Annotated in this window: 14 protein-coding genes; 7 read left to right on the top strand and 7 right to left on the bottom strand. The window is 50.5% G+C overall.

Features of this window, described 5'->3' with window-relative positions:
- Positions 1 to 100 precede the first annotated feature (100 nt).
- Positions 101 to 736, bottom strand: coding sequence for an RING-HC finger protein (locus NX720_RS00290; RefSeq protein WP_262598703.1), 636 nt, complete (start codon positions 734 to 736; stop codon positions 101 to 103).
- Between the two features lie 324 nt (positions 737 to 1,060).
- Here NX720_RS00290 and NX720_RS00285 point away from each other — a divergent pair, with 324 nt between their 5' ends.
- Positions 1,061 to 2,281: an O-succinylhomoserine sulfhydrylase gene (locus tag NX720_RS00285; protein WP_262598702.1), complete on the top strand. Its 1,221-nt coding sequence runs from the start codon at positions 1,061 to 1,063 to the stop codon at positions 2,279 to 2,281.
- Between the two features lie 4 nt (positions 2,282 to 2,285).
- On the opposite strand, the gene NX720_RS00280 is transcribed toward NX720_RS00285, so the two are convergent.
- A complete protein-coding gene (locus NX720_RS00280; RefSeq protein WP_262598701.1) occupies positions 2,286 to 5,231 on the bottom strand; it encodes a hypothetical protein in 2,946 nt (981 codons plus the stop codon).
- Between the two features lie 303 nt (positions 5,232 to 5,534).
- Between NX720_RS00280 and NX720_RS00275 the strand changes: the two genes are divergently transcribed.
- Genes NX720_RS00275 through NX720_RS00265 form a run of 3 tightly spaced genes read left to right on the top strand, consistent with a single transcriptional unit; the run spans position 5,535 to position 9,428 of the window.
- On the top strand, positions 5,535 to 6,434 hold the full coding sequence (locus NX720_RS00275) for an AAA family ATPase (RefSeq protein WP_262598700.1): 900 nt from the start codon (positions 5,535 to 5,537) through the stop codon (positions 6,432 to 6,434).
- 11 nt (positions 6,435 to 6,445) lie between these two features.
- Positions 6,446 to 7,402: a DUF58 domain-containing protein gene (locus NX720_RS00270; protein ID WP_262598699.1), complete on the top strand. Its 957-nt coding sequence runs from the start codon at positions 6,446 to 6,448 to the stop codon at positions 7,400 to 7,402.
- A gap of 1 nt (position 7,403) precedes the next feature.
- Positions 7,404 to 9,428 carry a transglutaminase family protein gene (locus tag NX720_RS00265; protein WP_262598698.1) on the top strand — a complete coding sequence of 675 codons (2,025 nt, stop codon included), beginning with the start codon at positions 7,404 to 7,406 and terminating at the stop codon, positions 9,426 to 9,428.
- On the opposite strand, the gene NX720_RS00260 is transcribed toward NX720_RS00265, so the two are convergent.
- From NX720_RS00260 to ppnN, 3 genes are all read right to left on the bottom strand, one after another.
- The gene (locus NX720_RS00260) at positions 9,425 to 10,915 is read right to left on the bottom strand and encodes a macro domain-containing protein (RefSeq protein WP_262598697.1); all 1,491 of its coding nucleotides are present in this window, start codon (positions 10,913 to 10,915) and stop codon (positions 9,425 to 9,427) included. The genes NX720_RS00265 and NX720_RS00260 overlap by 4 nt on opposite strands.
- A 168-nt stretch (positions 10,916 to 11,083) precedes the next feature.
- Positions 11,084 to 13,675, bottom strand: a complete 2,592-nt coding sequence (gene acnB / locus NX720_RS00255) for a bifunctional aconitate hydratase 2/2-methylisocitrate dehydratase (protein WP_262598696.1) — start codon at positions 13,673 to 13,675, stop codon at positions 11,084 to 11,086.
- Positions 13,676 to 14,109: 434 nt separating this feature from the next.
- The gene (gene ppnN, locus NX720_RS00250) at positions 14,110 to 15,495 is read right to left on the bottom strand and encodes a nucleotide 5'-monophosphate nucleosidase PpnN (RefSeq protein ID WP_262598695.1); all 1,386 of its coding nucleotides are present in this window, start codon (positions 15,493 to 15,495) and stop codon (positions 14,110 to 14,112) included.
- A 239-nt stretch (positions 15,496 to 15,734) separates the two neighbouring features.
- Here ppnN and NX720_RS00245 point away from each other — a divergent pair, with 239 nt between their 5' ends.
- The 3 genes from NX720_RS00245 (at position 15,735) to NX720_RS00235 (ending at position 17,519) form a co-directional block, all read left to right on the top strand.
- On the top strand, positions 15,735 to 16,211 hold the full coding sequence (locus NX720_RS00245; protein WP_262598694.1) for an aminoacyl-tRNA deacylase: 477 nt from the start codon (positions 15,735 to 15,737) through the stop codon (positions 16,209 to 16,211).
- 88 nt (positions 16,212 to 16,299) lie between these two features.
- Positions 16,300 to 16,860: an NUDIX hydrolase YfcD gene (gene yfcD, locus NX720_RS00240; protein ID WP_262598693.1), complete on the top strand. Its 561-nt coding sequence runs from the start codon at positions 16,300 to 16,302 to the stop codon at positions 16,858 to 16,860.
- Positions 16,861 to 16,907: 47 nt separating this feature from the next.
- Complete coding sequence (locus tag NX720_RS00235; RefSeq protein ID WP_262598692.1) at positions 16,908 to 17,519, top strand: riboflavin synthase subunit alpha; 612 nt, start codon at positions 16,908 to 16,910, stop codon at positions 17,517 to 17,519.
- 39 nt (positions 17,520 to 17,558) lie between these two features.
- Here the strand turns inward: NX720_RS00235 and NX720_RS00230 are convergent, their stop codons facing one another.
- Together NX720_RS00230 and NX720_RS00225 are read right to left on the bottom strand one after the other, a co-directional pair.
- Positions 17,559 to 21,956, bottom strand: coding sequence for a coiled-coil domain-containing protein (locus NX720_RS00230; RefSeq protein ID WP_262598691.1), 4,398 nt, complete (start codon positions 21,954 to 21,956; stop codon positions 17,559 to 17,561).
- 26 nt (positions 21,957 to 21,982) lie between these two features.
- Positions 21,983 to 25,186: a hypothetical protein gene (locus tag NX720_RS00225; protein ID WP_262598690.1), complete on the bottom strand. Its 3,204-nt coding sequence runs from the start codon at positions 25,184 to 25,186 to the stop codon at positions 21,983 to 21,985.
- Between the last annotated feature and the right edge of the window lie 70 nt (positions 25,187 to 25,256).

The following is a 25,256-nucleotide window of genomic DNA, read 5'->3' as shown; positions in this document are numbered from 1 at the left end:
GCTTGCGTAGAGCAAGCCCATGTACTAACTTCAGTGCACTGCGAAATCCTGCATAATGGGCTTGCCGATTTAGTGGAGGGAGTATGTCACCGACAAGCGTTTACACAATATGTATTTCAGCCTCGGCTCCAGCGATTTTGTTCAGTAGATAGGTAGTCAGGTCGTGTTGCAATTTACGCACGTTAAAAAAGGCGGAAAGAGTGATAATTGAAACGACACCCAGAGAAACAAAAGTGACTGCAAGTCTCTTATCAATAAGAGCTGCATCGTTATCGGCAGAAGCCCCCATAGTAGCAGCACCATAAAATATGCCACCGAAACCAGCCAGAAAAACAGCACTTTTTATGGCTCCATTATCAATAGCACTAACCTTATAGCCAAAAGCACTACCAACAGCGTAAGCAGCACTTCCAAAACAAATGCCACCAGCAGCAATGGCACCAGGAATAGCCCCAAAACAAGCACCAAAAACAACATCGGATAGTAATGTAACCATTCGTTCACGCAATGGCCGGGGGGGCTTAAATGATGATATATCCGCGCGGCAATAGGGGCATTTAGGCATCTCACCTACCAGAATTGTACTAACGCACCTTCTGCAAAAGACATGCTTCCCCTGACAAGGCAAAGTAATCTTTTCATGTTCATGACTGTCAAAATTCTCATAGCAAACTTTACAGTCCTGCTGATGTTGATAACCCAACCTTATCGCAACACTCTCTATAATTCCCATCATCCAACCCACCTATTAAGTTCCTTAGTTAGATAGGACTCAAAACTCACCGACAAGTTCCAGTGCGGCTGGTCGTGTGGTTTGTTGCTTGAATCCAGCCCCGGACGATTATTCAGGCTATCAGCTATGGGCTTGCGCTGGCTTTTATAGTCAGGATATAGCGAACGGGTTGGCTGTTTGTCGGAATCTACGTAATTCGAGCTGTTAATGTCGCAGTAATTTGGTTATGTTAACCATCCTTCGCTTTTGCGAACGGAGGCTGGTGCGACGGGTCTTTTCTCAAGTACCTCACAGCACGGGCTGTCAGCTCTGACGTCAGGAAATTCCATGAAAGATAACGACAATATGACATCGGATTGGGCCTTTGAAACTCAGGCCATTCGCACAGGGTCTATTCGCAGTGGGGAAGGGGAACACAGTGAGGCAATTTATCTGACCTCCAGTTTTGCCTATGAAAGCGCTGCGCAGGCGCAGGCCGTTTTTGCCGGAGACCAGGAAGGGAATGTTTATTCCCGCTATACCAATCCGTCCGTCAAAATGTTTGAAGACCGTATGGCTGCCCTTGAAGGGGGGGAGATGGCCTGTGCGTCTTCTTCTGGTATGGCCGCGATACTGGGTATGTGCATGGGGTTATTGCAAGCGGGTGATCATGTCATCTGTTCTTGCAGTGTATTCGGAACCACCTTTACGATTTTTGCGAAATACCTCCACAAGTTCGGTGTCAAAACTACCTTTGTTGATTTCACTGACTATAACCAGTGGCGAGAGGCTGTGCGACCTGAAACCAGGTTGCTGTTTCTGGAAACGCCCTCCAATCCTCGTGGCGACGTGGTGGATCTGGAAGTCATGGCAGGTATTGCCCATGGCAACAATCCTCATAACAGCAAGGCCTGGCTGATGGTCGACAACTGTTTCTGCACCCCGGCACTGCAACAGCCATTAAAACTGGGAGCCGATATCGTTGTGCATTCCGCCACCAAATACATTGACGGGCAGGGACGCTGCATGGGTGGCGTTGCTGTGGGTAAGGCTGAACTGATTAAGGAAATGCACCTGTGGCAACGGGCGGCGGGTGCCTGTCTCAGTCCGTTTAATGCCTGGAACTTTTACAAGGGGCTGGAAACCCTCAGCTTGCGTATGGAGGCGCACTGCCGTAACACCATGGCACTGGCAGAGTGGCTTGATAAGCACCCTGCGGTGGAAGCCGTTCATTACTCTGGTTTGCCATCTCACCCCGGATATGAGCTGGCTAAACGACAGCAGAAAGGTTTTGGTGGCGTATTGGCTTTTGAGGTCAGGGGCGGGCGCAAAGAAGCCTGGACCGTTATTGATCGCCTTCAGATCATGTCCCGCACTGCCAACCTGGGGGACACCCGAACCACCATTACCCACCCGGCCACTACCACTCACTGTCGTCTGTCTGATGAGGACAAGGCGCGTTCCGGTATTACAGAAAACCTGGTACGTATTGCCGTGGGCCTGGAGAATATTGATGACCTCAAACGTGACCTTGAAAGGGGGCTGGGTCAGCTTTTAAGGAGCCGTTAAGCTGTCAGTCCTCTTTGTTTGTTTGCTCCGGGCCTGTTTGCCCCGGAGGAAGCAAAGGGTCGTCTTCACTGTTTTCTGTATTCGCCTTGGTGGCTGAGTCAATGGCAACAGGCTCAATGGTAAAACGAGAGACCGGGAGTGGAATGTTTTCCGTAGACTCCCGCATTCCACCCCTGCCCCCTGATTCACTCTGCTGGTAAGTAGCGCACTTACAGGCTCCATTGCAATCGCAGGTATTAGCGGTTTCGCCTGTGTCAGGAATGGCAGGAGGCGTAAATATATCCGGGTGAATCTGAACATAAGTCCCCTGTTGACCTGCTGGCCTTATCACGTGCGTCTTCTCATTGCCATCGTCGTTGAGGCTGTTCAGGTTAAGCAGAGCTTCAAATTGATCATGCGTCGCATAGTTGCGAACCCAGTTAGAGCTGCTTCTCTTGGTTCTTATGCAGGCTTTATCGAACTGGTCATAAATTCTTTCTATGTATTCGCCCATTGTCATATCTGGATGGATTTCAACCGCCCTTACCGCCTCATTAAAAGACTGTTTCAGTTCATCCGTTTTAAGGCCGTGAATATTCACGGCAATGACTCGCTCCCGAAGCGTCTGGACAGCGCCTTCGAAATAGATCGACTTGGCAGTATCCAGAAGGGGAATCCACCAGAAACTTAATGGGTTAATACCAAACCGGTCGAAAAATGACCCAAGCAAAGTTAAGACAGAGATTACGGCTCTTATGTTAAGAGGCCGTCTCATTGCGGTGACGTGCTGAAGTTGATCTGATATGGCCGGATCGGTTTGTGATGAGATTTCACGAATGATTTTATGCTGTTTCCAGAGGGAAAAGAACACAAACGCCGTGGCAATATAGCTGCCAAGTCGAACTATCTCAGCATATGTTGTGTTTTCCTGAAAGGCGAGGGCGAGATTGCACCATGCGGAGGTAATACCTGTAGTAAAAAAGCTACTTTCGTCCGTCTGGCACGTAAAATGAGCGCTCAACAGTAAGGAAGCGCAATAGGCAACTGTAGTAAAAAACACCGGGCAGCTTACTTGTTTTAGTTGTAGGGATGCATAGTTTTCCTGCCGGCCGGTTTGTCCGTCGCCACTCTGTGAGCTGTACAGCTTCCTTATGTTGTGCAGTAAATAGACGGGAAAAGCCGCACCAAAGATGCCGTTTAATACCTGGCAGAGCCGGAGGTTCTCTGGTTGGTCAGGAAGCATCATGCCAAAGATTAATCCGGTGATGGTAAACAGGTCTTTCAGGGTATTCAGTCCTCCCAGAATCATTATGTTCCGATTGGAAAAACAGGGTGCCATCTTTAACAGCGTGCACAGGGAGACGGTATTAAGCACCGATGCCACAATACTGGCACCGGTACTGAAGCTTGACATCAGGAATACCAGCAGCTCATCGACTTCCACGTCTGGACCAAACAGTTCGAGTTGATTGGAATAAAGGTATGCGAGAATGAGAAATGAGAATGCCATGGTGGCAGAGTGAGTACCAAATACCGTCCTGATGCCATTTGCGATACGCTCTCCCGAGCAATAGCTGACCATGCCGCAGGATGCTCCCTGGCACCCTGCAGAGCTTTTTGTCTCTTTGAGCCTGTGGGGCAGACAAAGTCCGTGTTGGTTTATCAGTGGCAGAAGTTCGTTGATGCGGTTAAAGGCAATAATTTGACCAAACGTTTGTGTCAACAGATCGGACAAGGTGATCAGCTGTGGTTCAGACAGACCCGGATGATACCGTTTCAATTCTGCAAGGTAGGCATTTAACAGCGCATTGCAGTAATAGCTTTCCTCGCAATTCCTGTATCTATAGGCTAATGTCGAGAATGAATTCTCAATAACACTGTTCATTGCGTTTTCAAGTACAGCCAGTTCAGCCGGACTGACTCCGAACCATTCCCTCAGGTAGTTCCTCAGCGCCAGAGCCAGTTCTCCGGGCTGGTCAGCCCATAGCCGCAACAGGTCAACAATTATTGGATCGACGGTTACTTCCTTGTCGATCTGGTAATGAAGCCCCTCATTAATGAACCTTAAGTACTGCATCACTTGTGTCTGAGTCAGTACGGGTTTGTCTGAAGGCGTCTCCTGATAATCGTCAGGCTCTTTTTTATCATGTTGCTTTCTTTTATCAGGATCATCATCGCCGTTTTCATCACCAGACGATGATGCACTACCTGCGGCGCTTCCTGAAAGTGTTCTGTCTGCACCTGCTGTACTGGTTGAGGTTGAAGGTTGTGGGTCCGTTTGTTTGGGCTGTGTTTGTTTATTATTTCCGTATTGTCTGCCCGTAGCGCGGGTTCGGCGATAAGTTCCGCTTCCATTGTATGAAATGAAGACCTCCTCTCCGTCCATGGTTATCCGGGTGGATTTTTCAGGTTCTTCTGCCATATCTATCCGGGAGACAGAGTTCAGGGTGTATGGCTGATAGTGGTTGTGTGTTTCGGTTTTGGAGGTGTAGCCGGTGCTGCATGTTCCTGCGGATTGCCCAGTACAGTTAATAGCCTGCTCTAAATGTTGGACAAACCCGGAACTGACCATTCTTGCGACGTTGAAATGAACGTTCAGGGGATCGTAGTGGGTATAATCCAACTGAATTTCGATGTTTCTTTTGTCCTGAATAATTTCATCGAGCGTGTTATCAAAAGTGTTATCAAGAGTGTTATCAAGAGTGTTATCAAGAGTGTTGTGAAAGTCATGAGCAGAGTTGTGGTTAATCAAAATGACTTTTTGATGCATAGGCTGATAATGAATGCGATAGCGAACGTTGTTCCTGAACCGGTAAGTCGCTGAATAATCATCATTGCTGAATCGCGTTATTTTTACCTGGTCAAACTCTTTTGCATCCTGCGCCTCAATAAAGAAGCTACTCAGTTGGTAAACGTTTTTGATCTTATTTTCCCGGAGTACCGGAAGCTCCCCAAAGACGGGAAAATTCACTGAATCGTGTAAACCTGAGCCGTAGGATTGTGTCAGACAAAAAAAAGACAGTATGTAATAAACAAAGATCCAACCAACCCGAAAGTAATTCATTCCCAAACGGCTCCGGAGATTATTCTGTGATCCAGAAAAACAACCCGACCTATTCTAGACATCATTTTACTGGCCTGCCGGACTCTTATTCTGAATGTCCATGATGCAGGGAAACAGGTTGTCAGGGTATTTGCGAACATCTGGCAAGACCTGCCGATATAAACAGACAGGTCTGCCCCTTAACCCCGATAACATAACAGGTTCACTGCAATGAAAGAGTTGCACCAGTGCGTTCATAGTCTTAATAATCTGATTAAGGGTAAGGAGCATGAGGTGCGACTGGCAGTCTGTTGTCTTCTGTCCGGAGGGCACCTGCTGGTGGAAGACTTGCCTGGCATGGGCAAAACTACCCTGGCTCATGGGCTGGCCATGGTAATGGGACTGAATTACCAACGCATCCAGTTTACCAGTGACCTGCTGCCAGCGGATATCATTGGTGTATCCGTCTATGAAAAACAGACCGGCTCCTTTCGTTTCCATAAAGGGCCGGTGTTTTCCCAGCTGATTCTTGCTGACGAGATCAACCGCGCGTCTCCCCGAACCCAGAGTGCCTTGCTGGAAGCCATGGAAGAGCAACAGGTGACGGTTGAAGGACAAACCCTGACACTGCCATCGCCTTTTTTTGTTATAGCGACTCAGAACCCAGCCGCCCAGGAAGGCACTTTTGCGCTGCCAGAATCACAACTGGATCGTTTTTTAATGCGCATTCAACTGGGCTATCCAGACCAGGAATCAGAGCTGTCACTGCTGAAAGGTGAAGCGGGCCGCAGCCGCCTGCATGACTGCCAACAGGTACTCTCTCCAGACAGTCTGAAAAGTTGGCAGCTTCAGGTTGAAACCGTTCATGCCAGTGACCATTTTCTGAAGTACCTGCTCAGAGTGGTCACTGCTACCCGCCTTGCCAGTGATTTTGTCACCGGTTTATCCCCCCGCGCCAGCCTGTCATTGTTGCAGGCCAGCAAAGCCTGGGCACTACTGCACGACAGGGATTATGTTATCCCCGAGGACCTGCAAGCGGTTTTCACCGCCGTGGCTGAGCATCGGCTGATTAGCCGTGGTACTGGCCTGTCAGCAACAGAGCTGTTAGCCACTGTTGATGTCACGGCTTGAGGTGCCCGAACATGGCAGGCTTTCAATCGTTGAGACAGAAAGCACGACAGCTGATTCTCGGTAACAGGGCTCCGGCCCGGCAGGTAACGTTAAACCAGCGACGTATTTACATCTTGCCAGGCATTGCCGGAATGGTCTGGTTGCTGGTGGCTTTTCTGTTATTTCTGATGGCGGTGAATTATGCCAACAGCCTTGCCTTTGCCATGTCGTTCTTTATGGTCAGCCTCTTCATGTTGGCCATATTACATACCTGGAGAAATCTGGCCGGTCTGACTGTCCGCAGTCTGGGTGGTGAGCCTGCCCACGTCGGACAGCCGGTGCGGGTGAAGCTTGAGATAGACGGCCATAATCGTGAGCGTATTGCCATCAAAGTGGGTTGGCCGGATCATGAAAACCTGAATGTCGATATTCTGAACTCAACACAGATTGACTTACGCATAACCGGGCAGCGGCGCGGATGGTTATCCCCGGGTCTGTTACGCATTGAAAGCCTTTACCCTCTCGGCTTGTGCAAAACCTGGAGCTGGCTGTCTCTGGAGGCCGGGGTTCTGGTTTATCCGGCTATTGATGATCGTCAGCCTCTGCCATTAAGCCAGAACGCCAATGGTACACAAGCGGGTGCCACCAGGCTAGGGCAGGAAGAATTTGCCGGTGTTCGTCGTTATCAGGCCGGTGATTCCAGTGGGCATGTTGACTGGAAAGGCTTTGCCCGCCGACACGAATTAAACACGAAAATTTTCCATCAGCCAGTAGGGCTGGATTGCATCTTGTCATTGAATGATACGCCGGGTTATGAACTGGAAGATAAGCTCTCGGTACTTACGGGCTGGTGCCTGCGCTGTGAACGACAGAAGCAGCCTTATGGCCTGAAGCTACCGGGCGTCATGATCCATCCCGGTATGGGACAGCGGCACCTGAATGAGTGCCTGCAGTCTTTGGCGCTGTTCCAGATTCAAACGGGTACTTAACATGGCTGACACTCATCCACTGGAAGAAGGCATCAGCCGTACGTCGGTGATCTGGTTGCTGGTGGCTCAGTTGATGGTGTTACTGCCCTTACGATCTGTTCTGCCTTTACCGCTGCTTGCTATTGCCTTGCTCAGTGTTATATGGCGTTTGACATTGTGGTACGGACGCTCTTTCTGGCCGCCACTCTGGCTGCGAATTGCGCTGATTGCCCTGGCACTGGGGACGGTTGTTGTCAGCTTTCAGCCACTGTGGACACTGGAGTTCATGGTCTCTGTTCTGGCTGTCGCTTATTCATTAAAGCTGCTGGAAATGCGCCATCGCCGCGATGCGCTGGTTGTCGTCTATATTGGTTTTTTTGTGGTCACCACCAGTGTCCTGTTTTCTCAAAGTTTGTTGCAGGCTGCCTGGCTGCTTCTGTGTCTGGTGGTATTAATCGCAGCTCAGCAGGGGCTCTACCGGCGAACGGATTTTTTACCAGTGGTCAGCAGCCTGCGTTATGGCCTTATGCTGGTGTTGCAGGCGGTGCCGTTGACCGTCGTTCTGTTTGTTCTTGTGCCTCGTCTGGACCCTTTGTGGTCGGTGCCCCAGCCTGATTACAGTGCAACGACAGGCGTCACTGATCGTATGGCACCGGGCGATATTGCGCGCCTGAGCCAGTCAGATGAACTGGCTTTCAGGGCTGTTTTTGAAGACAGCCTGCCCCCGGCCAGTGAACGTTACTGGCGTATGGTGGTGATGGATCAGTTTGACGGAAAAAGCTGGTATCAGTCGTCAACCACCGATCTGGTCAGCAAGGGCATCGCAGTCACTGACTGGCAACAGGATCAACGTCAGCCTGTTGACTGGTGGTTACAACAGCCCAACGGCTACCGTTATGAAGTTCTTCTGGAAGCAACCGGCTCGCCCTGGCTGGTGACTCTGGGGCCTGCAGCAGAGAGTCAGGGGCATTTTCTGTTGCTGCGAACCATGCGGCTGGAAGCGGGAAGTCCACTGTATGAACGTCAGGTGTATTCTGTTTCCGGGAGTACTCCGGTCTTTGTAGACGCTTTGCCTGGCTGGTTGCGGAAACTCAATGTGCAACTGCCCAGGGGCAACCCCAGGGCACGACGAACCGCCAGACGATGGATGCTGGAGGAAAAAGGGCAGCCCCAACAACTGGCCATGCGCATTATGCGGTATTTTCAGGAGCAGGGCTTTGCTTATACACTGTCGCCGCCCTTAATGGCAGGAGAGAGCATTGACCGTTTTTTGTTTTCTGAAAAGCAGGGGTTTTGTGCGCATTATGCGGGGGCATTTGTCTTTATGATGCGGTCGGCGGGGGTTCCGGCCAGAGTGGTTTCCGGTTATCAGGGCGGGGAGCTCAAACCTGAACAAAATATGATTCAGGTTCGGCAGTTCGATGCCCATGCCTGGGTAGAAATATGGGTCAATGGCAAAGGCTGGGTGCGTTATGATCCAACCATGGCTGTTGCACCGGAACGTATTTTAGTGGATTTGCAGACGGCGCTGGGACTCGATGGCGGCTTTCTTAATGAGAAACCATTGTCGTTGTTTCGCTACCGTCAGGTGCCTCTGCTAAACGACTTCAGGCTATTTTACGAAAACCTTGAATATCGCTGGCAGCGGACGGTTATTGATTATCAACGAGAGCAGCAGCAGGCTTTACTGAAACAATGGCTTGGCACCGATCAGCTGCAATGGCGACAGATCACTTTACTGGCTGTGATTGTATTCATGGTATTAGGGGGAATGAGTCTTCTACTGTTAGACCGGCGTGATAAGAAAGATGAACTTAGTCGTTTATATAAGCGTTTTCTTGGCAAGCTTCAGCGGTTAGGGGTTCAGTTACAGGATGGGGAAGGGGAGTTGAGTCTGGCGAAGCGTATCGAAACAGAACATCCTGAACTGTCAGACACAGTATGGGCATTTATCAGGGAGTATGTTGAATGTCGGTATGCCAATAATAAAACGGTTGAGGTCGGGCAGATAAAAAGTCTGAAAATCAGACTGAACTTGATCCGTTAGGCCTCATCGGGTGGCTGATGGTAATAAGGTCTAAGCCTGTCGTTCAGATCATTGAGAAATTTACGCACCAGTATCTGCTCATTCGTACTTAAGTGATGACGGTTCGCATCCAGGCTATCTTCAGCCGTATCCAGATAATCGATAAGCTGGTCACTGGCCTCTCCCGGGTCTTGCCCATCCCTGATCAATTCAATAAGGCGATCCGTTTCTTCAGTTAGCCACTGCATCCGGGCAGCAACCGGCATACCCTCTTTGGTGGGCAGTATGCTTTCCAAAGCTTCCTCCAGCTGTCGCTTGTCAATACGGGATGAATGGTTGGCAGGAGGGGCATTTTTCGACGTTGAGTCCATATTGAGCTGGTAGTGCGCTTTACGAAGCTGTTCACCAATAGCGTTTTCAGGAAATACCAGAAATATCCTGGGAGGCGCAGGTTTTGTGTCCGGGTGATTCAGGTAGTACTCAATGGCTCGATGCGCGATCTGAGCTTCGTTTTTTACCGACAGGTTCATGTAACGACTGAGTATTGGTATGGCGATACTCGCTGAGTCCTGATGATGGGCCTCCCTGATGGCGCTGATATAAGCGTTAAACAGGCGGGCTGTTGGCTGGCTGTCCCATTGTTCAGGGAGAATGGTGTGTACTATCTGTTTAAAGCCCAGCTCAGAGACTTTACCGGCAGCAGTTACCATGGATTGACCGGACTCCAGTGCCTGTAGCTGATCAAGAAGCCCCCGGTGGCTAAGGGCTGGTTCCCTGCCGGTCAGTGTTTCAAGAATCGGTGTGGTTTGGCGTTGTTCAGAACGATGTGGACAGACAATGGTGTTAATGCCGGGGTGGACCTTATGGTTTATTCGGGTAATGTCGCCACTGAACAGATTGACCTGACCATTTCTGAAGCTCAGTACCGATAAGCGTACCGGCATGGGAGAAGTCTTGCGTCGCTCCAGCTTTGTGTCCGTGGGTAGAGAGGTGGAGCTGGACGTGGAGTGTGGCCTATGGGGCGTTGCATTGGCGATAGCTTTGCATTGTCGCCGGTAGATAGAAAAATCATGAACTCCCTGGCGCTCCAGATGTTGTTCTATAAAGCTGTCAACCAACGACCAGTCTCTGCTGTCCACATAGGCTTTTAACAGGCTCATCTTCTGCATCAATTGAATATTCCGGTTTCTGTAACCCTCCATTTTTAATTTAAAAGCCCTGCTGGCAAGATCAGACGCCAGCTGTTGCTCTGATGCAGTGTCCGCTGCTGACACTTTTGTTTCGTGAGAAGGAAAAGAGGTGGTTGAGGGGTGATCGTGGCAGCTTATATCACGGTCTCTGATATCAGGCTGTGTACTCCAGTCAGGCGCAGCCTGGAGGGAGCGGCCAACATGACTGGTGAGAATTCGAACCGGCTTGTCTTTGAATAACCCCTTGAACGAGCGCTTTAACCACTTTTTAAAAGCCTGTAATCGCGGGCGTGCTTTGCTATCAGACAGGGGATTCATAGTGTTTTCAGGTAATGGTCAGGTCATTGCGATACCTAAAGTATAAGCCGCTGTATAACCGTCACCGTTCAGGGCGAGCGATATAAAGACCGGAAAAAGTGGCTATCCATTGACCTGATAAGAAAAACCCCTGACGGGCAGGGGTTTAGAAATGTTTTAAATATTGAATCAGCGTGCTCTGGCAATGATATCGTCAGCCGCTTTCTGGTATGAATCGACCTGATCAAAGTTCAGGTAACGATAGACTTCAGCAGCCATGGAATCCAGGTTTCTGGCAAATTCCATGTACTCTTTTGCGGTTGGAATTTTGCCAAGAATAGCGCCCACTGATGCCAGTTCTGCCGAACAAAGGTAGACATTGGCTCCATCACCCAGACGGTTCGGGAAGTTCCGGGTTGAGGTAGACAGAACCGTAGCACCGGGCTCTACCCGTGCCTGGTTACCCATACACAGAGAGCAGCCGGGGATTTCGGTACGAACTTTGCTGGTTTTGTAGATGTCGTAAAAGCCTTCCTGCTCCAGTTGTGCCTTGTCCATCTTGGTGGGGGGGGACATCCAGAAGCGGGTTTGCAGGGGGTCGCTGTTCTGTTCCAGCAGACGGCCAGCAGCCCGGAAGTGGCCGATATTGGTCATACAGGAACCCAGGAACACTTCATCCACCTTGTCGCCAGCCACATCCGAGAGTGTACGGGCATCGTCCGGATCATTGGGGGCGCACAGGATAGGCTCTTTGATATCAGCCAGGTCAATATCAATCACTTCGGCGTATTCGGCGTCTTTGTCGGCACGCATCATGGCCGGGTTAGCCAGCCACTCTTCCATCTTCCGGGCGCGACGCTCCAGAGTACGCGGATCACCATAACCTTCGCTGATCATCCAGCGCAGCATGGTGACATTAGACTTCAGATATTCAGTGACAGACGCTTCTGACAGAGTAATGGTACAACCAGCGGCAGAACGTTCCGCAGACGCGTCGGACAGTTCAAAGGCCTGTTCAACGGTCAGGTCTTCCAGACCTTCAATCTCCAGAATCCGACCGGAGAAAGCATTCTTCTTGCCCTTCTTCTCAACCGTCAGCAGACCCTGTTTGATGCCATACAGAGGAATGGCATGAACCAGGTCGCGCAGGGTAATGCCGGGCTGCATTTCACCCTTGAAGCGCACCAGTATGGACTCCGGCATATCCAGCGGCATCACACCGGTAGCAGCAGCAAAGGCCACCAGACCTGAGCCGGCCGGGAAGGAGATGCCCAGTGGGAAACGGGTGTGAGAATCACCACCAGTACCCACGGTGTCGGGCAGCAACATGCGGTTCAGCCAACTGTGTATGATGCCATCACCGGGACGCAGTGAAACACCCCCACGGTTCATGATGAAATCGGGTAGGGAATGGTGGGTTTCCACGTCAACTGGCTTGGGGTAAGCGGCCGTGTGGCAGAAGGACTGCATGACCAGGTCGGAAGAGAAACCCAGGCAAGCCAGGTCTTTTAATTCATCACGGGTCATGGGACCAGTGGTGTCCTGAGAACCCACGGTGGTCATTTTCGGTTCACAGTAAGTGCCGGGGCGGATGCCTGTCACGCCACAGGCTTTGCCGACCATTTTCTGGGCGAGGGTAAAGCCCTTGCCGGAGTCTGTCGGGGTGGCAGGGCGACGGAACACTTCAGAATGTCCGAGGTCGAGAGCTTCCCGGGCTTTTTCCGTCAGTCCGCGACCGATGATCAGGTTGATCCGTCCACCCGCCTGCACCTCATCAAAGATAACGTCGGACTTTAAGGTAAACTCAGACAGCACTTCTCCGGATTCGGACAGAATTTTTCCCTCGTAGGGACGAATTTCAATAACATCGCCCATGTTGAGTTTGTCGACAGGCGCTTCAAAAACCAGTGCCCCAGCGTCTTCCATGGTGTTGAAGAAAATCGGTGCTACCTTTCCTCCGATACAGATACCGCCGGCCCGTTTGTTGGGTACGCCGGGAATATCATCACCAAAGAACCACAGCACAGAGTTGGTGGCTGACTTACGGGAAGAACCTGTACCCACCACATCGCCAACAAAGGCAACGGGCAGTCCTTTGGCCTTAATCTCGTCGACCTGTGCCAGAGGCCCGGTAACGCCATGTTCTTCCGGTTTTAGCCCGTCCCGTGTCATTTTATACATGGCAAGAGCATGCAGCGGAATATCCGGGCGCGACCAGGCATCCGGAGCGGGCGATAAGTCGTCGGTATTGGTTTCACCGGAGACTTTAAAGACCGTCACTTTGATGCTGTCAGGGACAGCTTCACGTTGGGTAAACCATTCAGCGTCAGCCCAGGATTTGAGCACCTCTACGGCATTGGTGTTGCCCTCTTTGGCTTTTTCTTCAACGTCGTGGAAGGCGTCGAACACCAGCAGGGTTTTCTTCAACTGTTCTGCTGCCAGTTCCCCCAGTTCGGTGCTGTCGAGCAGGCTGACCAGTGTCTCGATGTTGTAGCCGCCGAGCATCATACCCAGTAGCTTTACTGCTTTCTGATTATCAATCAGTGGCGATCCGGTCTCCCCCCTGATTATGGCTGACAGGAACCCGGCTTTTACATAAGCGGCTTCATCAACACCGGGAGGAATGCGGTTTTCCAGCAGTTCCAGCAGGAAGTCTTCTTCACCTGCGGGGGGGCTTTTCAGCAGCTCAATAAGGCCGGTGACTTGTTCGGCACTCAACGGCTTTGGTGGGACACCTTCTTCAGCACGCTCTTCGACGTGTTGTCTGTAGGCTTCTAGCACGTATATACCCTCTCATCTGTGCTGCCTGATCGTAGGATTTCATCAGTGATGAAACGGTGGGCGATCAGATGCAGATGTTCCTGATGAAAATTATGTTCTGCACAGTTACTGCAGATCCTTGTGCAGCTGTAAAAAAAACAGGGATGAGCGCTTCATCCCTTTGCCGGTAGTCCTTGTTATTAGTGGTTGTCGTCGATTGATTTTTGACTGTTTGTTATAGGATCAGGAGCCTGAACACAGGCACCGGCAGCGCGGGCAGTATATCGGATAGTGCGGTATAAGTTAAGTGGAAACCGAGTCGGGCTGTAGCTTCTGGCTGTTAGCTGTTAGCTGTTAGCTGTTAGCTTTTATACAGCCAACAGCTAACCGCCAACAGCCAACCGCCAACAGCTAACCGCCAACAGCCAACCGCCAACAGCCATCATGTCAGACTGTTACTGAACGATTTCGTAGCAGGGTTCATAATGACTGCCGGGCAGCTTCATACGATACTGATCGACAAATGACTGAAGCAGGGTGTCCATTTCCTTCATCAGCTCTGTGTCGCCACTGAGTTGGAACGGCCCGTGTTGACGTATCGCTGCTACGCCTTCTTCCTTGATATTTCCTGCCACCACGCCGGACATGGCCTTGCGCAGGTTGGCGGCCAGTTCGTGGGTAGGCAGGGACAGGCTAAGCTCCAGAGCGGCCATGTTGGCATGGTTGGGCTCAAAGGTTTTCTGGAACGGTTCGTCAATGGTCAGTAGCCAGTTAAAGTAATAGGCATCGCCCTGTTTACGACGAAAACGGGTGACCTGCTCAAGTCCGGCTCGCAGGGTCCGGGACACTTCCACCGGATCATCAATAATAATCTGGTAAAGCGACTGGGCTTCTGGCCCCAGAGTTTTGCCAATAAAGCGGTCGATCTGCTCAAAGTAAGGTTTGGCGGATGCCGGGCCGGTAAATACAAGGGGGAAGGGTATCTCCCTGTTAGCCGGGTTAAGGAGTATGCCAATGATGTAGAGGATTTCTTCGCAGGTGCCGGGGCCACCGGGAAACACAATAATACCGTGTCCCAGCCGTACGAAAGCTTCCAGACGCTTTTCAATGTCTGGCAGGATAATCAGCTCATTAACAATCGGATTGGGTGACTCGGCGGCAATGATGCCCGGCTCGGTTAAACCAATAAAGCGCCCCCGGTTGAGCCGTTGTTTGGCATGACCAATATAAGCCCCTTTCATTGGGCCTTTCATAGCGCCAGGCCCACAGCCTGTGCAGATGTTCATATAACGCAGGCCCAGTTGATAGCCGACAATTTTCGTATATTCGTACTCATCCCGACTGATGGAGTGACCGCCCCAGCAGACCACGGTATTAGGCAGCTGTTTGGTAATAAAAGCATCAGCATTACGCAGGATTTCAAACACCATGTGGGTTGTGTCCTGGCTGCTGTGCTGGTCAAAGCGAGGATCTTCTGTGATATGAGCCGAGACATAAAGAATGTCCCGCAGAACAGAAAAGAGGTTTTCCCGCACCCCGCGGATCAGTTTGCCTGCGACAAAAGCATCCGCAGGGGCGTTATACAGCTTCAGCTTCAGTCCGCGCTGCTCCTGGATAATGCGAATATCAAAATCCTGATACAGAGTCATTAGCTCTTCGGCGCTATCGCCTTCGTGTTCCCCATTCAATACCGCCAGAGCGCACTGCCGGAACAAACGGTGTAAGCCGCGTTTGCTGGTGTCCTGTAGCTTCTTTACTTCCCGGTTGGATAGTACGCGCATGGTTCCCACGGGGTTAACCGTGGTGGTGACAGTGTAAGTTGTGGTGTGGTTTGTTGTCATTTTCGAACTCCCTGAAAATTTCGACACAGGATCATTATATGAGCATTGTTTGAAATTTATCAGTCTTGACGAATGGCGATTCCTCTGACAAATTCAGAGTGTTTGGTTCGATTATTCATACCTTACATCACAATTCTTGTTCCACGACTTTATTTACGACCGGACACCCTGATTGCTCGTCTCGCTCTTGTCTTAACCCCTTTATATTTGATGTCCGGAATGCTCATGAGGTGCTTATCATGCCGGTTCAGAAAGTGGCTGATTTTTTAGCTGCTCATCATATTCCTTACAGGACTCAGCAGCATACACCCGCCTTTACAGCTCAGGAAGTTGCTGAGCAGGCTCATATCAGTGGTCACAGGGTGGCTAAAACCGTTGTCGTCAAACTGGATGGCAAAATGGCGCTCTGTGTTTTACCCGCCACGGAACGAGTCAATTTCAGCATGTTGCGCCATGTAGCGGGCAGTCATACTGCTGAACTGGCAACCGAGGAAGAGTTTGCCTGTCATTTTCCAACCTGTGAACCGGGGGCAATGCCACCCTTTGGCAACCTGTATGGCTTGCCGGTTTATGCCATGGAGACCCTGAAGTCCGCTAAAACCCTGGCTTTTAACAGCGGTGACGCTTCAGAGCTGCTGGTGATTGACTGGGAGGACTTTGACGAACTGGTGCACCCGGTGATACTGACAGACCGGCAGAAGGCGGCCATTGCCTGATGGTATTGCCTGATGGTGTTTTGCTCTCTACTATGTGGGCTGTGGAACCCCGCATAATAATAACAGTTTCCCAGAGGATGCAGTGCCGATGTCTGATAACCATGCAAATTTTTCCCAGCCTGCGGTAACCAGTGATCAGTCTTCTGTGCAGGAAAAGGTGGTTGTGGTTGATGAACATAACCATATTACCGGCACAGTCAGCCGCCAGCAGATGCGCAGGGAAAAGCTGTGCCACCGGGCCACTTATGTGTTTGTGTTTGATTCTGAAGGACGTGTGTACGTACAGGAACGTACGATGAACAAAGATTTGTACCCCGGTTTTTTTGATCCTGCCACTGGCGGAGTCGTCGCTGAAGGGGAAGAGTATGACGAAGCTGCTTATCGTGAGCTGGAAGAGGAACTGGGGATATCGGGCGTGCCTTTAACCGCGCACTGTCATTTTTATTTTCACAACGACGACTGCCGTGTATGGGGAAAGGTCTACAGTTGCCAGTACGATGGCGATCTGACCTTGCAGAAAGACGAGGTGGCTGCGGTGGTCAGGGAAAAACCGGAACATATTCTGGCCAATCGCTTTCACAGAAGCTACACGCCAGACAGTTTAACGGCTCTGGAACGGCTTATGCGCTTACAGTCACTGGAAAGCTGATGTTAAGATAACATCCTTGTTTTTCAGGCAGTCACGAGAAAACCAACATGTTTACCGGTATCGTCAAAGGTGTGTTTCCAGTCAGTGCTATTGCGAGAAAAGAGCAGTTTGCAACGCTGTCGGTAGCTTTGCCGGAGGAGCTTCTGAAAGGTGTTGAAACCGGGGCCAGTATTGCAATTAACGGCACCTGCCTGACCGTAACCGGGTTCACTGAATCCGAAGTCACCTTTGATGCCATGCAGGAGACATTGCGAGTCACTAACCTGGGAGAGCTTGAGCCGGGAACGCTGGTTAATCTGGAAAGGGCTGCCCGTTTTGGTGATGAAATCGGCGGCCACCTGTTATCAGGGCATATTCACGATACCGTGGTCATTGACGAGGTGATTAACACCCCGGACAACACGACGGTGTTTTTCCGCTTTGATGCCCGCTGGTCCGATTATATTCTCCCCAAAGGCTATATTGCCCTCAACGGTGCCAGCCTCACTGTTGGTGAGGAAGTCAAAGACAATCGTTTCTGTGTTCACCTGATTCCTGAAACCCTGAAACTCACGACATTTGCGAACTGTCAGCCAGGGGACAGAGTAAATCTTGAAATCGACAGTCAGACGCAGGCTGTCGTTAATACCGTTAAAAGCTATTTGGCCAAAGCTATTTGAAGAAAGCTAACTGAACGTCCGTCACCGTTAAATTAAACATCAGACAGCCGCAGCGGCGGCTGCTCTCAGTTTGTCGTAAGATTTCTGTTGTTTTGACTTCAGGGCTCTCTCGGCCAGCCTGAGATGAAACCTGGCCTGTTGATCTTCCTGACTGTCCGCAATGATCAGTAATTGCATAGCCAGATCGAGATTCTGAACAACGCCGTGACTGCCATACAGACACTTTATACCCAGCTCTCTGGCAAAAGGCTGTAAGGCTTTGATATCCAGTTTCCTGAGGTATTGGCTGGCAGCTTCCAGTTGTTGCTGGCTGGTCTGATAAACGTCAGGGTCGCTGGTATGGAATATGAGGTCTCCGGTTGAGCGTCTGTGCTCAATCAGCTTGATGGCCTGTTGTTGTGTCAGTGGGTCAGCCTGCTGATTCGCCAGTTCTAACAGTCGGGTCATTGCTTCGGTAAAGTCGTGGTGATCCTTTTCTTCTTCCAGACAGACCATAGCCAGCCTGAGCCTGGCGGCCCGGGTTATAATTGCGTTGTGGGCGGCATCAAGCTCTTGACTGTAAAAGGTTTCAAGCTGTTCCAGCTCATGACGTATCGTTCGGTCTCCTGCCTGCCAGGCTGTAATCAGGTGTTCAAAGGCAGCATGGACATCATTGAAGCTGAACGCCCTGCTTTGTTCTCTGAGCAGCAGTTTGCCAAGACAGCGGTTAGCCAGTGGGTCAGATGGGTTTCGTTCAAGGGCTTTTTCATAACAGGATTTAGCCAGAAGGGGGTTATTGAACTTCATTTCCAGCAGCCGTGCCAGTCCTGTCAGGTTGATCTGTGGGTTAGTTTCTGCCTGTTCTATCACCTGTTCTATCCGGTCAATGTCGAAGGGCTGGCCTGCCAGCTGGCAGAGCTGGGTTGCCTCGATGCAGAGTTCTGGATGGGATAATAGTTTGTCAGCGCATATCAATAGTTCTGGTGCTATTGATTCTTTGATTTCGGGCCGTTCGTTAAACAGTTTCTCAATGGCTTTAATCGGAAGCTGTTTTGCCACAAGGTGAACTAACCCCTGAAGGGATGCGTTGTCATGGTGTTGTTCAATGATTCCCACCAGGTAGCTGATAGCAACCGGGTTGCCTGCGTCAATCTGTTGCAGTGCTTTCTCCAGCTGTTCCACATCCCGTTTAGAAACCACCAGGGCGCCGGTGTTTTGTCTGAGCAGAGAGGATAGGGAAAGGGCTTTTGCATCGGGCTGGATGCAGTCAGCGGGCAGCGGCAGGGGGACTTCAATACCAATGGGACTGGGCAGCTTTAATACAGGGGTGTGTTTAAATGCTGTCCGTACGGATTCCCTATCGATGAATTCAGGCGGCTCCAGTGCGTCACTTTCTGATTCTTCCGGTGCCGGATAAGCGGCTTTAGGGGCTGGCTCACTGACGTCTTCTGTCGTTTTAAAGACTTGAAAACTGTCGTCTTTAGCTTCAATGGGATGGTGTTCAATGGCGAGAGAAAACTGCAGCAGTTGTTTTTTGTGACGCTGTACCATTTTGTTCAATACCCAGTTGAAAAAGCGGTCAATACGGGATCGGGAAGTGGGAGCCACTTTAAGATCCACTTTGTCGAGCTGTTTCAAATCAACCGCGCCACCCACAATTTTTAACTGGGCATCACACATGAGGCGTTGATGTCGGGTGGCTCGTTTGATAAGCCATTTGATTATGGGATTCTTTTTTGTTTTGGCATCACTGCCGTGAGACGGTGGGTAAAGGAGTTTTGTAACATCCCTGAGATTAACTTCAGCTTCGGTAATATGAACCGCCCCGAAATTCTCGCCATCCAGAACCACTTTAACCTGCCCCATGGTGACGGGTCCGGCTTTTAACCGGTTAAAGTTCAGCTCGCCTCTGGATATAACGGGCGTTATGGTTTTAACACCGGTTTCGGGGTCTTCACGAACAAAGAGTTTGGGAGAGGTTCTTTCGATTGAGACAGCGGTGCTGAGGTCAAGTGGAACAGGCTGACCGTCAATCACTGCTTCTAACACGTTGTCGCTGTTCAGCTCCAGATCGGGCTTAATCGTGGTGATGTGCTTATTGGTTGTTACTGCCATTTTACCCTTCAATTTCACATGGCCTTCGGGCAAATGAATGCCATTACCATTGCGGGAAAGCTGGAAGGGTTGTGATACATCCGTATCAAGGTCAGGTAACTCTCCTGTGACGGTAAGGTTGTCACCCAGCTTTATGCAGCGGATACTGGCGGGCTTTGCCGTTGTCAGTTTCAGCTCACCTCTGATCAGAGTGTCCTTTCCCAGAGCCCTCTCAATTCCCTTGCCTTTGGGAGCGTTAATATTGGCCTCTACGTTGCCAATATTAACCTCTGCATCCAGTTTGGCAGGCCGCAGGTTTACGCCCTGCGGCGATGACAGCGGTTTCCCATCCGTCAGGGTGACATGGCTGTTTATTCCGGTAGCGGTAATCCTGGCGTCCAGATCGCCCTGATTTTTTATAGACAGCTTTTCTACTTTTGCAGCAATGTGCTCATTGCCAGAGAGGTGCGCTTCCAGGGTGCCTGCGCCCTCAACATGACGAGTCAGGTCGATATTTATGTTGCTGGCTGACAACTGTGTTTTGCCCGCCAGTGTCATCAGGTCGCTGGCTTTGAGGGGCTTCTTTAGAGGATCAGGCTGCGTTTCTGTATCAGGCATCAGCGGGCTGTCTGATGGCTGTGCTGAATAAGGCGGTGGCGGCTCATCGGAATAGGGGGGAGGCTGGTTCAGAGGCAGTGCTATATTTTGCCACCGGGCAAACGGGCTATAGGGTGTGAGAACCTCTTTCAGCTCACTGGCCACTTCCAGCGCATTATTAATGCTCCCTTCGGCACGACCGCACTGAACGTTCAGGCGTCTTGGAGTCTCACCCTTTCTGGCCGCCGGAACGGTTTCAGTAGCGGGGATTTCGGGACGGTAATCAAGATGAATGTCTGAAAGCTCGCCATCAGCCTGCAACTTACCTTTGGTGGCAACCGTAACTTTCCCCAGTTTCGCGGCCAGCCGGAAACTCAGGACTCTGAACAGGGCGTCAATCAGTGGCTCTGGCGAAGCTTTCACGCTCTTTAATAGTGAGGCAGCGCCAGCAGGCGCAAATTCAGGGAGTTCAACATTAATCTCCTGAGCACCGAGGGAAACAAAATTGGGGGGCTGAGTTATCTGACCAATCTCTTTCAGCAGACCATAACCGGCAGACAGGGCATTCGGAGCCGTGGTGTAGTTAAACAACATCTGTCCGGCACTGCCTGATAGTCCTGCTTTTATTCCTCTGGCACTGACTCTGGCTTTCACAACCTGACCATCAGGCATATCAACGGCTGCGGTTGCCTCCAGTTCTGAAATTTTGAAAACAGGACACATCTTGCCGCCCGGACCTTTAACAAAGTCTATGCCTGCAATGCAGACATTAACGTTATCGAGTACTATTTTTCCTTCCTGGGTGTTTAGTACCAGGTGATCCAGAGGGATATCAATACGCACGTTTCCAGGCTTCCCTTGTTTGGGGTGGCTGGCGGCGTAAAAATCTCTGACGGAGGCTAAGAACTTTGATAGCGGTTCAATTACCTTTTTGCCGTTGGCAGTAAGGCTTTCGTGGAATTGGACGGCTTTCTCAAATTCACGACAGAGGACGGCAGCCTCTTCGTGCCGATGAGGGAGAGCCTGCTGCTGCTTTGCTAGTTCTGCTTTTTTCTCCTGAAGCTCTTTGGCTCTGGATGCGTTGAAGATCTTTAGTTGACCTGATTGGTTTTCCAGTTTTCTTATTTTATCTTCAAGCGTCTTAATTTTTTTCTCAGTGTCTACACAGAGAGTCCTGGCTTTTTCGTACTGTTTTTTTGCGGCTTTCCTGAATTTTTTGCTCTCTTCAATCTCTTTTGTATCCATCAGATAGCGGGTGGATGCGACGATTTTTTTGGCTATTTTTGAGATCAGCGAAGAAAATACAGAGCTTTTTGATGGGTAGGTTAACGGTTGTGATTCTTCAATACCGGTTTTGTGTGACGGTTCACTATGTCTGGCAGTGACGTCGCTTTTACTGTCTGTGCTGGATTCGTGACTGCTTTTTGTTGTTTCGGAGTCTGGCTTCAGTCCGTGCAAACTTGTGTTGGCATCAGGCGTTCTCAAATTTTCTCTGGAAGAGGAAATCTTAGTATCAGGGGTTTCGACCACGATCCTGAGCAGATTCATTTCCTGTTCGAGCTTGTCAATCTGGCGCTGCTCAAGGTCCGGCATTTGATTTAATGCCCGGGCTTTGTCGCTTGCCTTTGATTGGGAAGGTGGCGCTTCCGTATAGGTGACCTCCTGCCCGTTATGCCGACCTTTTTCTGGCGTCGGATTGTTACTCCCAGCTTTGGCAGTGGTTTGCAGAACGTCGGAATGTCCCTTTTTTGGTCCAAGCCTGTTCATGTAACATCCTGTTTTTGACGGTTGCGTTAATTGAGTTGTCGCCGGTCTGTCGCTTCCTGCATCCAGTCCGGTGCGGTCTCTGGCACACTGCTACTTCCGGGGCTCCGATTCAGGTTCACCCGAACTGGCGTTCTGCCAGCCGGGAGCAGACTCTGAACCACTGGCTGACTGGCCTGCGGCTGCCTTAACAACAGCGTTGATAGTCGGGCCTGATCATTCAGAGCCTGAAGGTTGTTCAGTAGGGTCGCGAAATGGTTGATCATCGCCAGCTGAGCGGGTGCTATGTCCGCAGTTTCTTTTGCCTGCAATAGCAACAGGCGCATTTCATGTATTTTGGTGACAAATTTATCTGGGTTAAGGGTCAGCTCATGGGGTATCGAAAATAGTTGCCGGACAAAACGGTTATAAGGGTGTTTGCTGCCAGTGTGAAAAGGATGACAAAATGCTGTTGCTATTTCCGGTTTGTCATGAGTCTGTTGCCAGAATTCGTGGAAGGCTTCTTCGCCCGCTTCTTTCATTTCAGCAGGTAACGCCGGGTTGGAAAGTGTTTCAAGGAGTACCTTGGCGGCGTCGATATAGCGTGGATAACCGATACTGCCATCTTTGATTTCCCAGCGAATCCTTGCCCTCAGAGCATCCGGGTTGTTGTTTTGAATGGCGGTTTCCAACACCCGTTCGGCGGCAAATTTTTCCCCGATGTGCAAGTGCAATTCAGCCGCAGGCACTGGCAACTTATATTTCTGCATCAGGTTGCTGATCCGGTCGATAAGTTCCGGGGCTTCAGAATCGCTGGCTGACAGGTCGGCCAGTGGTTGGGTGGGATATTCCCGCAGGATGTTAATTACGGACTCTCCAACCACACTTTCGATGGCGTCCACCGTTTGCGCCAGCGCTTTTGGAGACCCTTCAAAGCGACCGCTTTTAACATGGTCCCAGACAAGCTGGGAGATCACCTCTCCCGGGCAGCGCCCCTCTTTAACCAGGCGCAGTAACTGACGCATGGCCTCAGAACCTGCGAATGGGTCAGACTTGTAAGCAAATGACAGCGTATCAATCACCAGCCCAATATTGTCGGGTTCTTCACGCTCAAAATCCAAAGCCATTTGTGTCAGCCAGTTCGGGTCTGCGGTTTTTGGTTCTTCTGCATACTGTTTTCTTTGTAACAGTGCGGCAAAAATGGCGACGGATTTAGGAGGGTCGACTTCTGTCAGCTCATGGGCAATTTTATAATATTCAGCCCGCTCATCTGGATCATCGCATTCGAGGATGAGTTTTTTGTAAACGGGCGTGGTGATGGCCAGGCAGGCTCTCAGAGCTTCCCTGTGGTGCTGGCGTTGTTTTAGCTCCTTATACATCATGACCAGTTGTCTTGACTGCTCCGGGCTGGTGGAGCCTGTTGCTTTTTCACGACTGGCAAGAACACACTGGTTTTCCAGTCGTTTCGGACAAATCAGGAGCCTTGAATTAATCAAGGACCAGCCGTTGAGCAGATCGCCACCAATCTGGTCGAACAGCTCGGTCATGACAATAGTCCCATGATCGTCTTCATGACCACTACCGGGTATCAGGCCGGGAAGTTCAACTTCAAATTGTGCGCCTATCTGGATAGAGGGCTTTGTCGTTGAACCGTTTGCTGTTTGGGTAATCCGGGTGAATCTGGAACGAAGCAGCGGACCAAGTATCAGCTTAATCAGCGGATTGCTGCTTTCGACCTCAATATAACCTTTGCCCTGTCGTTCACTGTCGGATAGCTTTGCCAGTTGCTTTTTGGAATATTTCAGGTCTTTAAGGGCAATATCGCCTCTGCGAACCGGGGCGTGCAGTGATATTTTTGTCTTTCCGCCCAGCAAAAAACCCAGCAGACGCAACATTAAGGAGGGAGACTTTTCAAGGTGCTTTGGTTGGAGTGTCAGCTCACAGCTCAGTGAGCTGTTATGATCATCGTCTATATCGGACAGAGCGATCTTGTTCAGTGCGACCACTGAAGGTCTGTTGTCATCGGTATCAAAATGGATTTCCATTCCGTCCATGGTGGTGACGGCTGACTGGTCGGCTTCCTGATGGACAAGGTTGATTTTTTTGGACATCTTCAGATTCCTGAAGGTCGCTGTACCCTTGTTAAACTCGGCCAGTCCCGGTTCTTTGCTGGCCGGGTCCGCGTATTCACCGTCAATGGCATACGCCGTATTGGTATTGCTGTATTTAACTTCCAGTTCTGCCAGCGAGACCTGAAACGCAGTATGGTCACGGGGCAGGTTTGGGCTGTCCTTGCTTTCTCGCAACCAGGTGTAGGCTGACGTAAAGTTAAGGAACTTACCAATATCCGTTCCCAGATGAACCTCCCCCAGGTTGGTTGCGAATTGCAGACTGACGGGTTCTTTCTGATATTCCACAGGAATATCGACATCACAGCGTACCTGATGGATGCTGATGGTTGTCTGGCCCTGCTGGTTCTGTATTTCGGTACTTTCGCTCTCAGGTGGCTTCAGACAGGCTGAGAGTGACAGGTTGGATATAACAAGAGGCCCGTTCCGGGTCTCTATGGTCAGCCTGGGGATTTTAAGGTTTTGATAAACACCTGTTTTTTGGGGATCAAGATCTTTAAATGCAGTCAGAATGATATCGGTAAATAGTTGCTGCCAGGTTTCATCCTCCATATCAAAAGTCACACCGGCCCATTTTTCCAACAGCTGGTATCTGGCCAGATTGGCGACCCGCTTCTGAGCCTGAGGCACAATAAAATGTTTGAAAGGCTTAACGAGAACCTGATTGGCCACCGGTTTAACAAGGCGTTCCGCCAGTGGCTTGACCAGAAAATCACTGACAGGGCTGATGATGTAACTCTTAAGCCTTTGTACGACCCAGTTGGACCGGGCAGGCTTGTTTGGCTTAATGGTTTCTGTGGTGACTGATGTTGCTGTTTTATAAGTTTCTTCAGCCTGTTCAGGAGGTTTTCCCCACAACCAGCCAAAGGTGCGTTGCAAAAGGCCTGACTGTGGTTTCTGGATATCGATCTGCATTTTTTGTATTGGTTTAAAGGCACCAGTGGTTCCGTCATCTTTCCGGTTGGGGATTTGGCTGAATACCTGGTTAAGGTCGACTGTGTCTACTTTTCGATGACCATGCAATGGGTCTGATGAGAAGGTATCAGGATCAGTATCAGGAAGGTTTTCCAGTGCATCATAAAACTGCAACGAATCTGTGGATGATGGCGGTCTGCTGGGTTCCATGCTTGCCGGGCTTTAACAGCCGTGTCCTGTGGTGATGAGCACTTTTTAAAGTCTAGCAGCCGGATTTCTG

The organism is Endozoicomonas euniceicola (assembly GCF_025562755.1).
Lineage (GTDB): Bacteria > Pseudomonadota > Gammaproteobacteria > Pseudomonadales > Endozoicomonadaceae > Endozoicomonas_A > Endozoicomonas_A euniceicola.
Note: the sequence above shows the minus strand (reverse complement) of the source record. Positions and strands in the feature narration are given on the sequence as shown.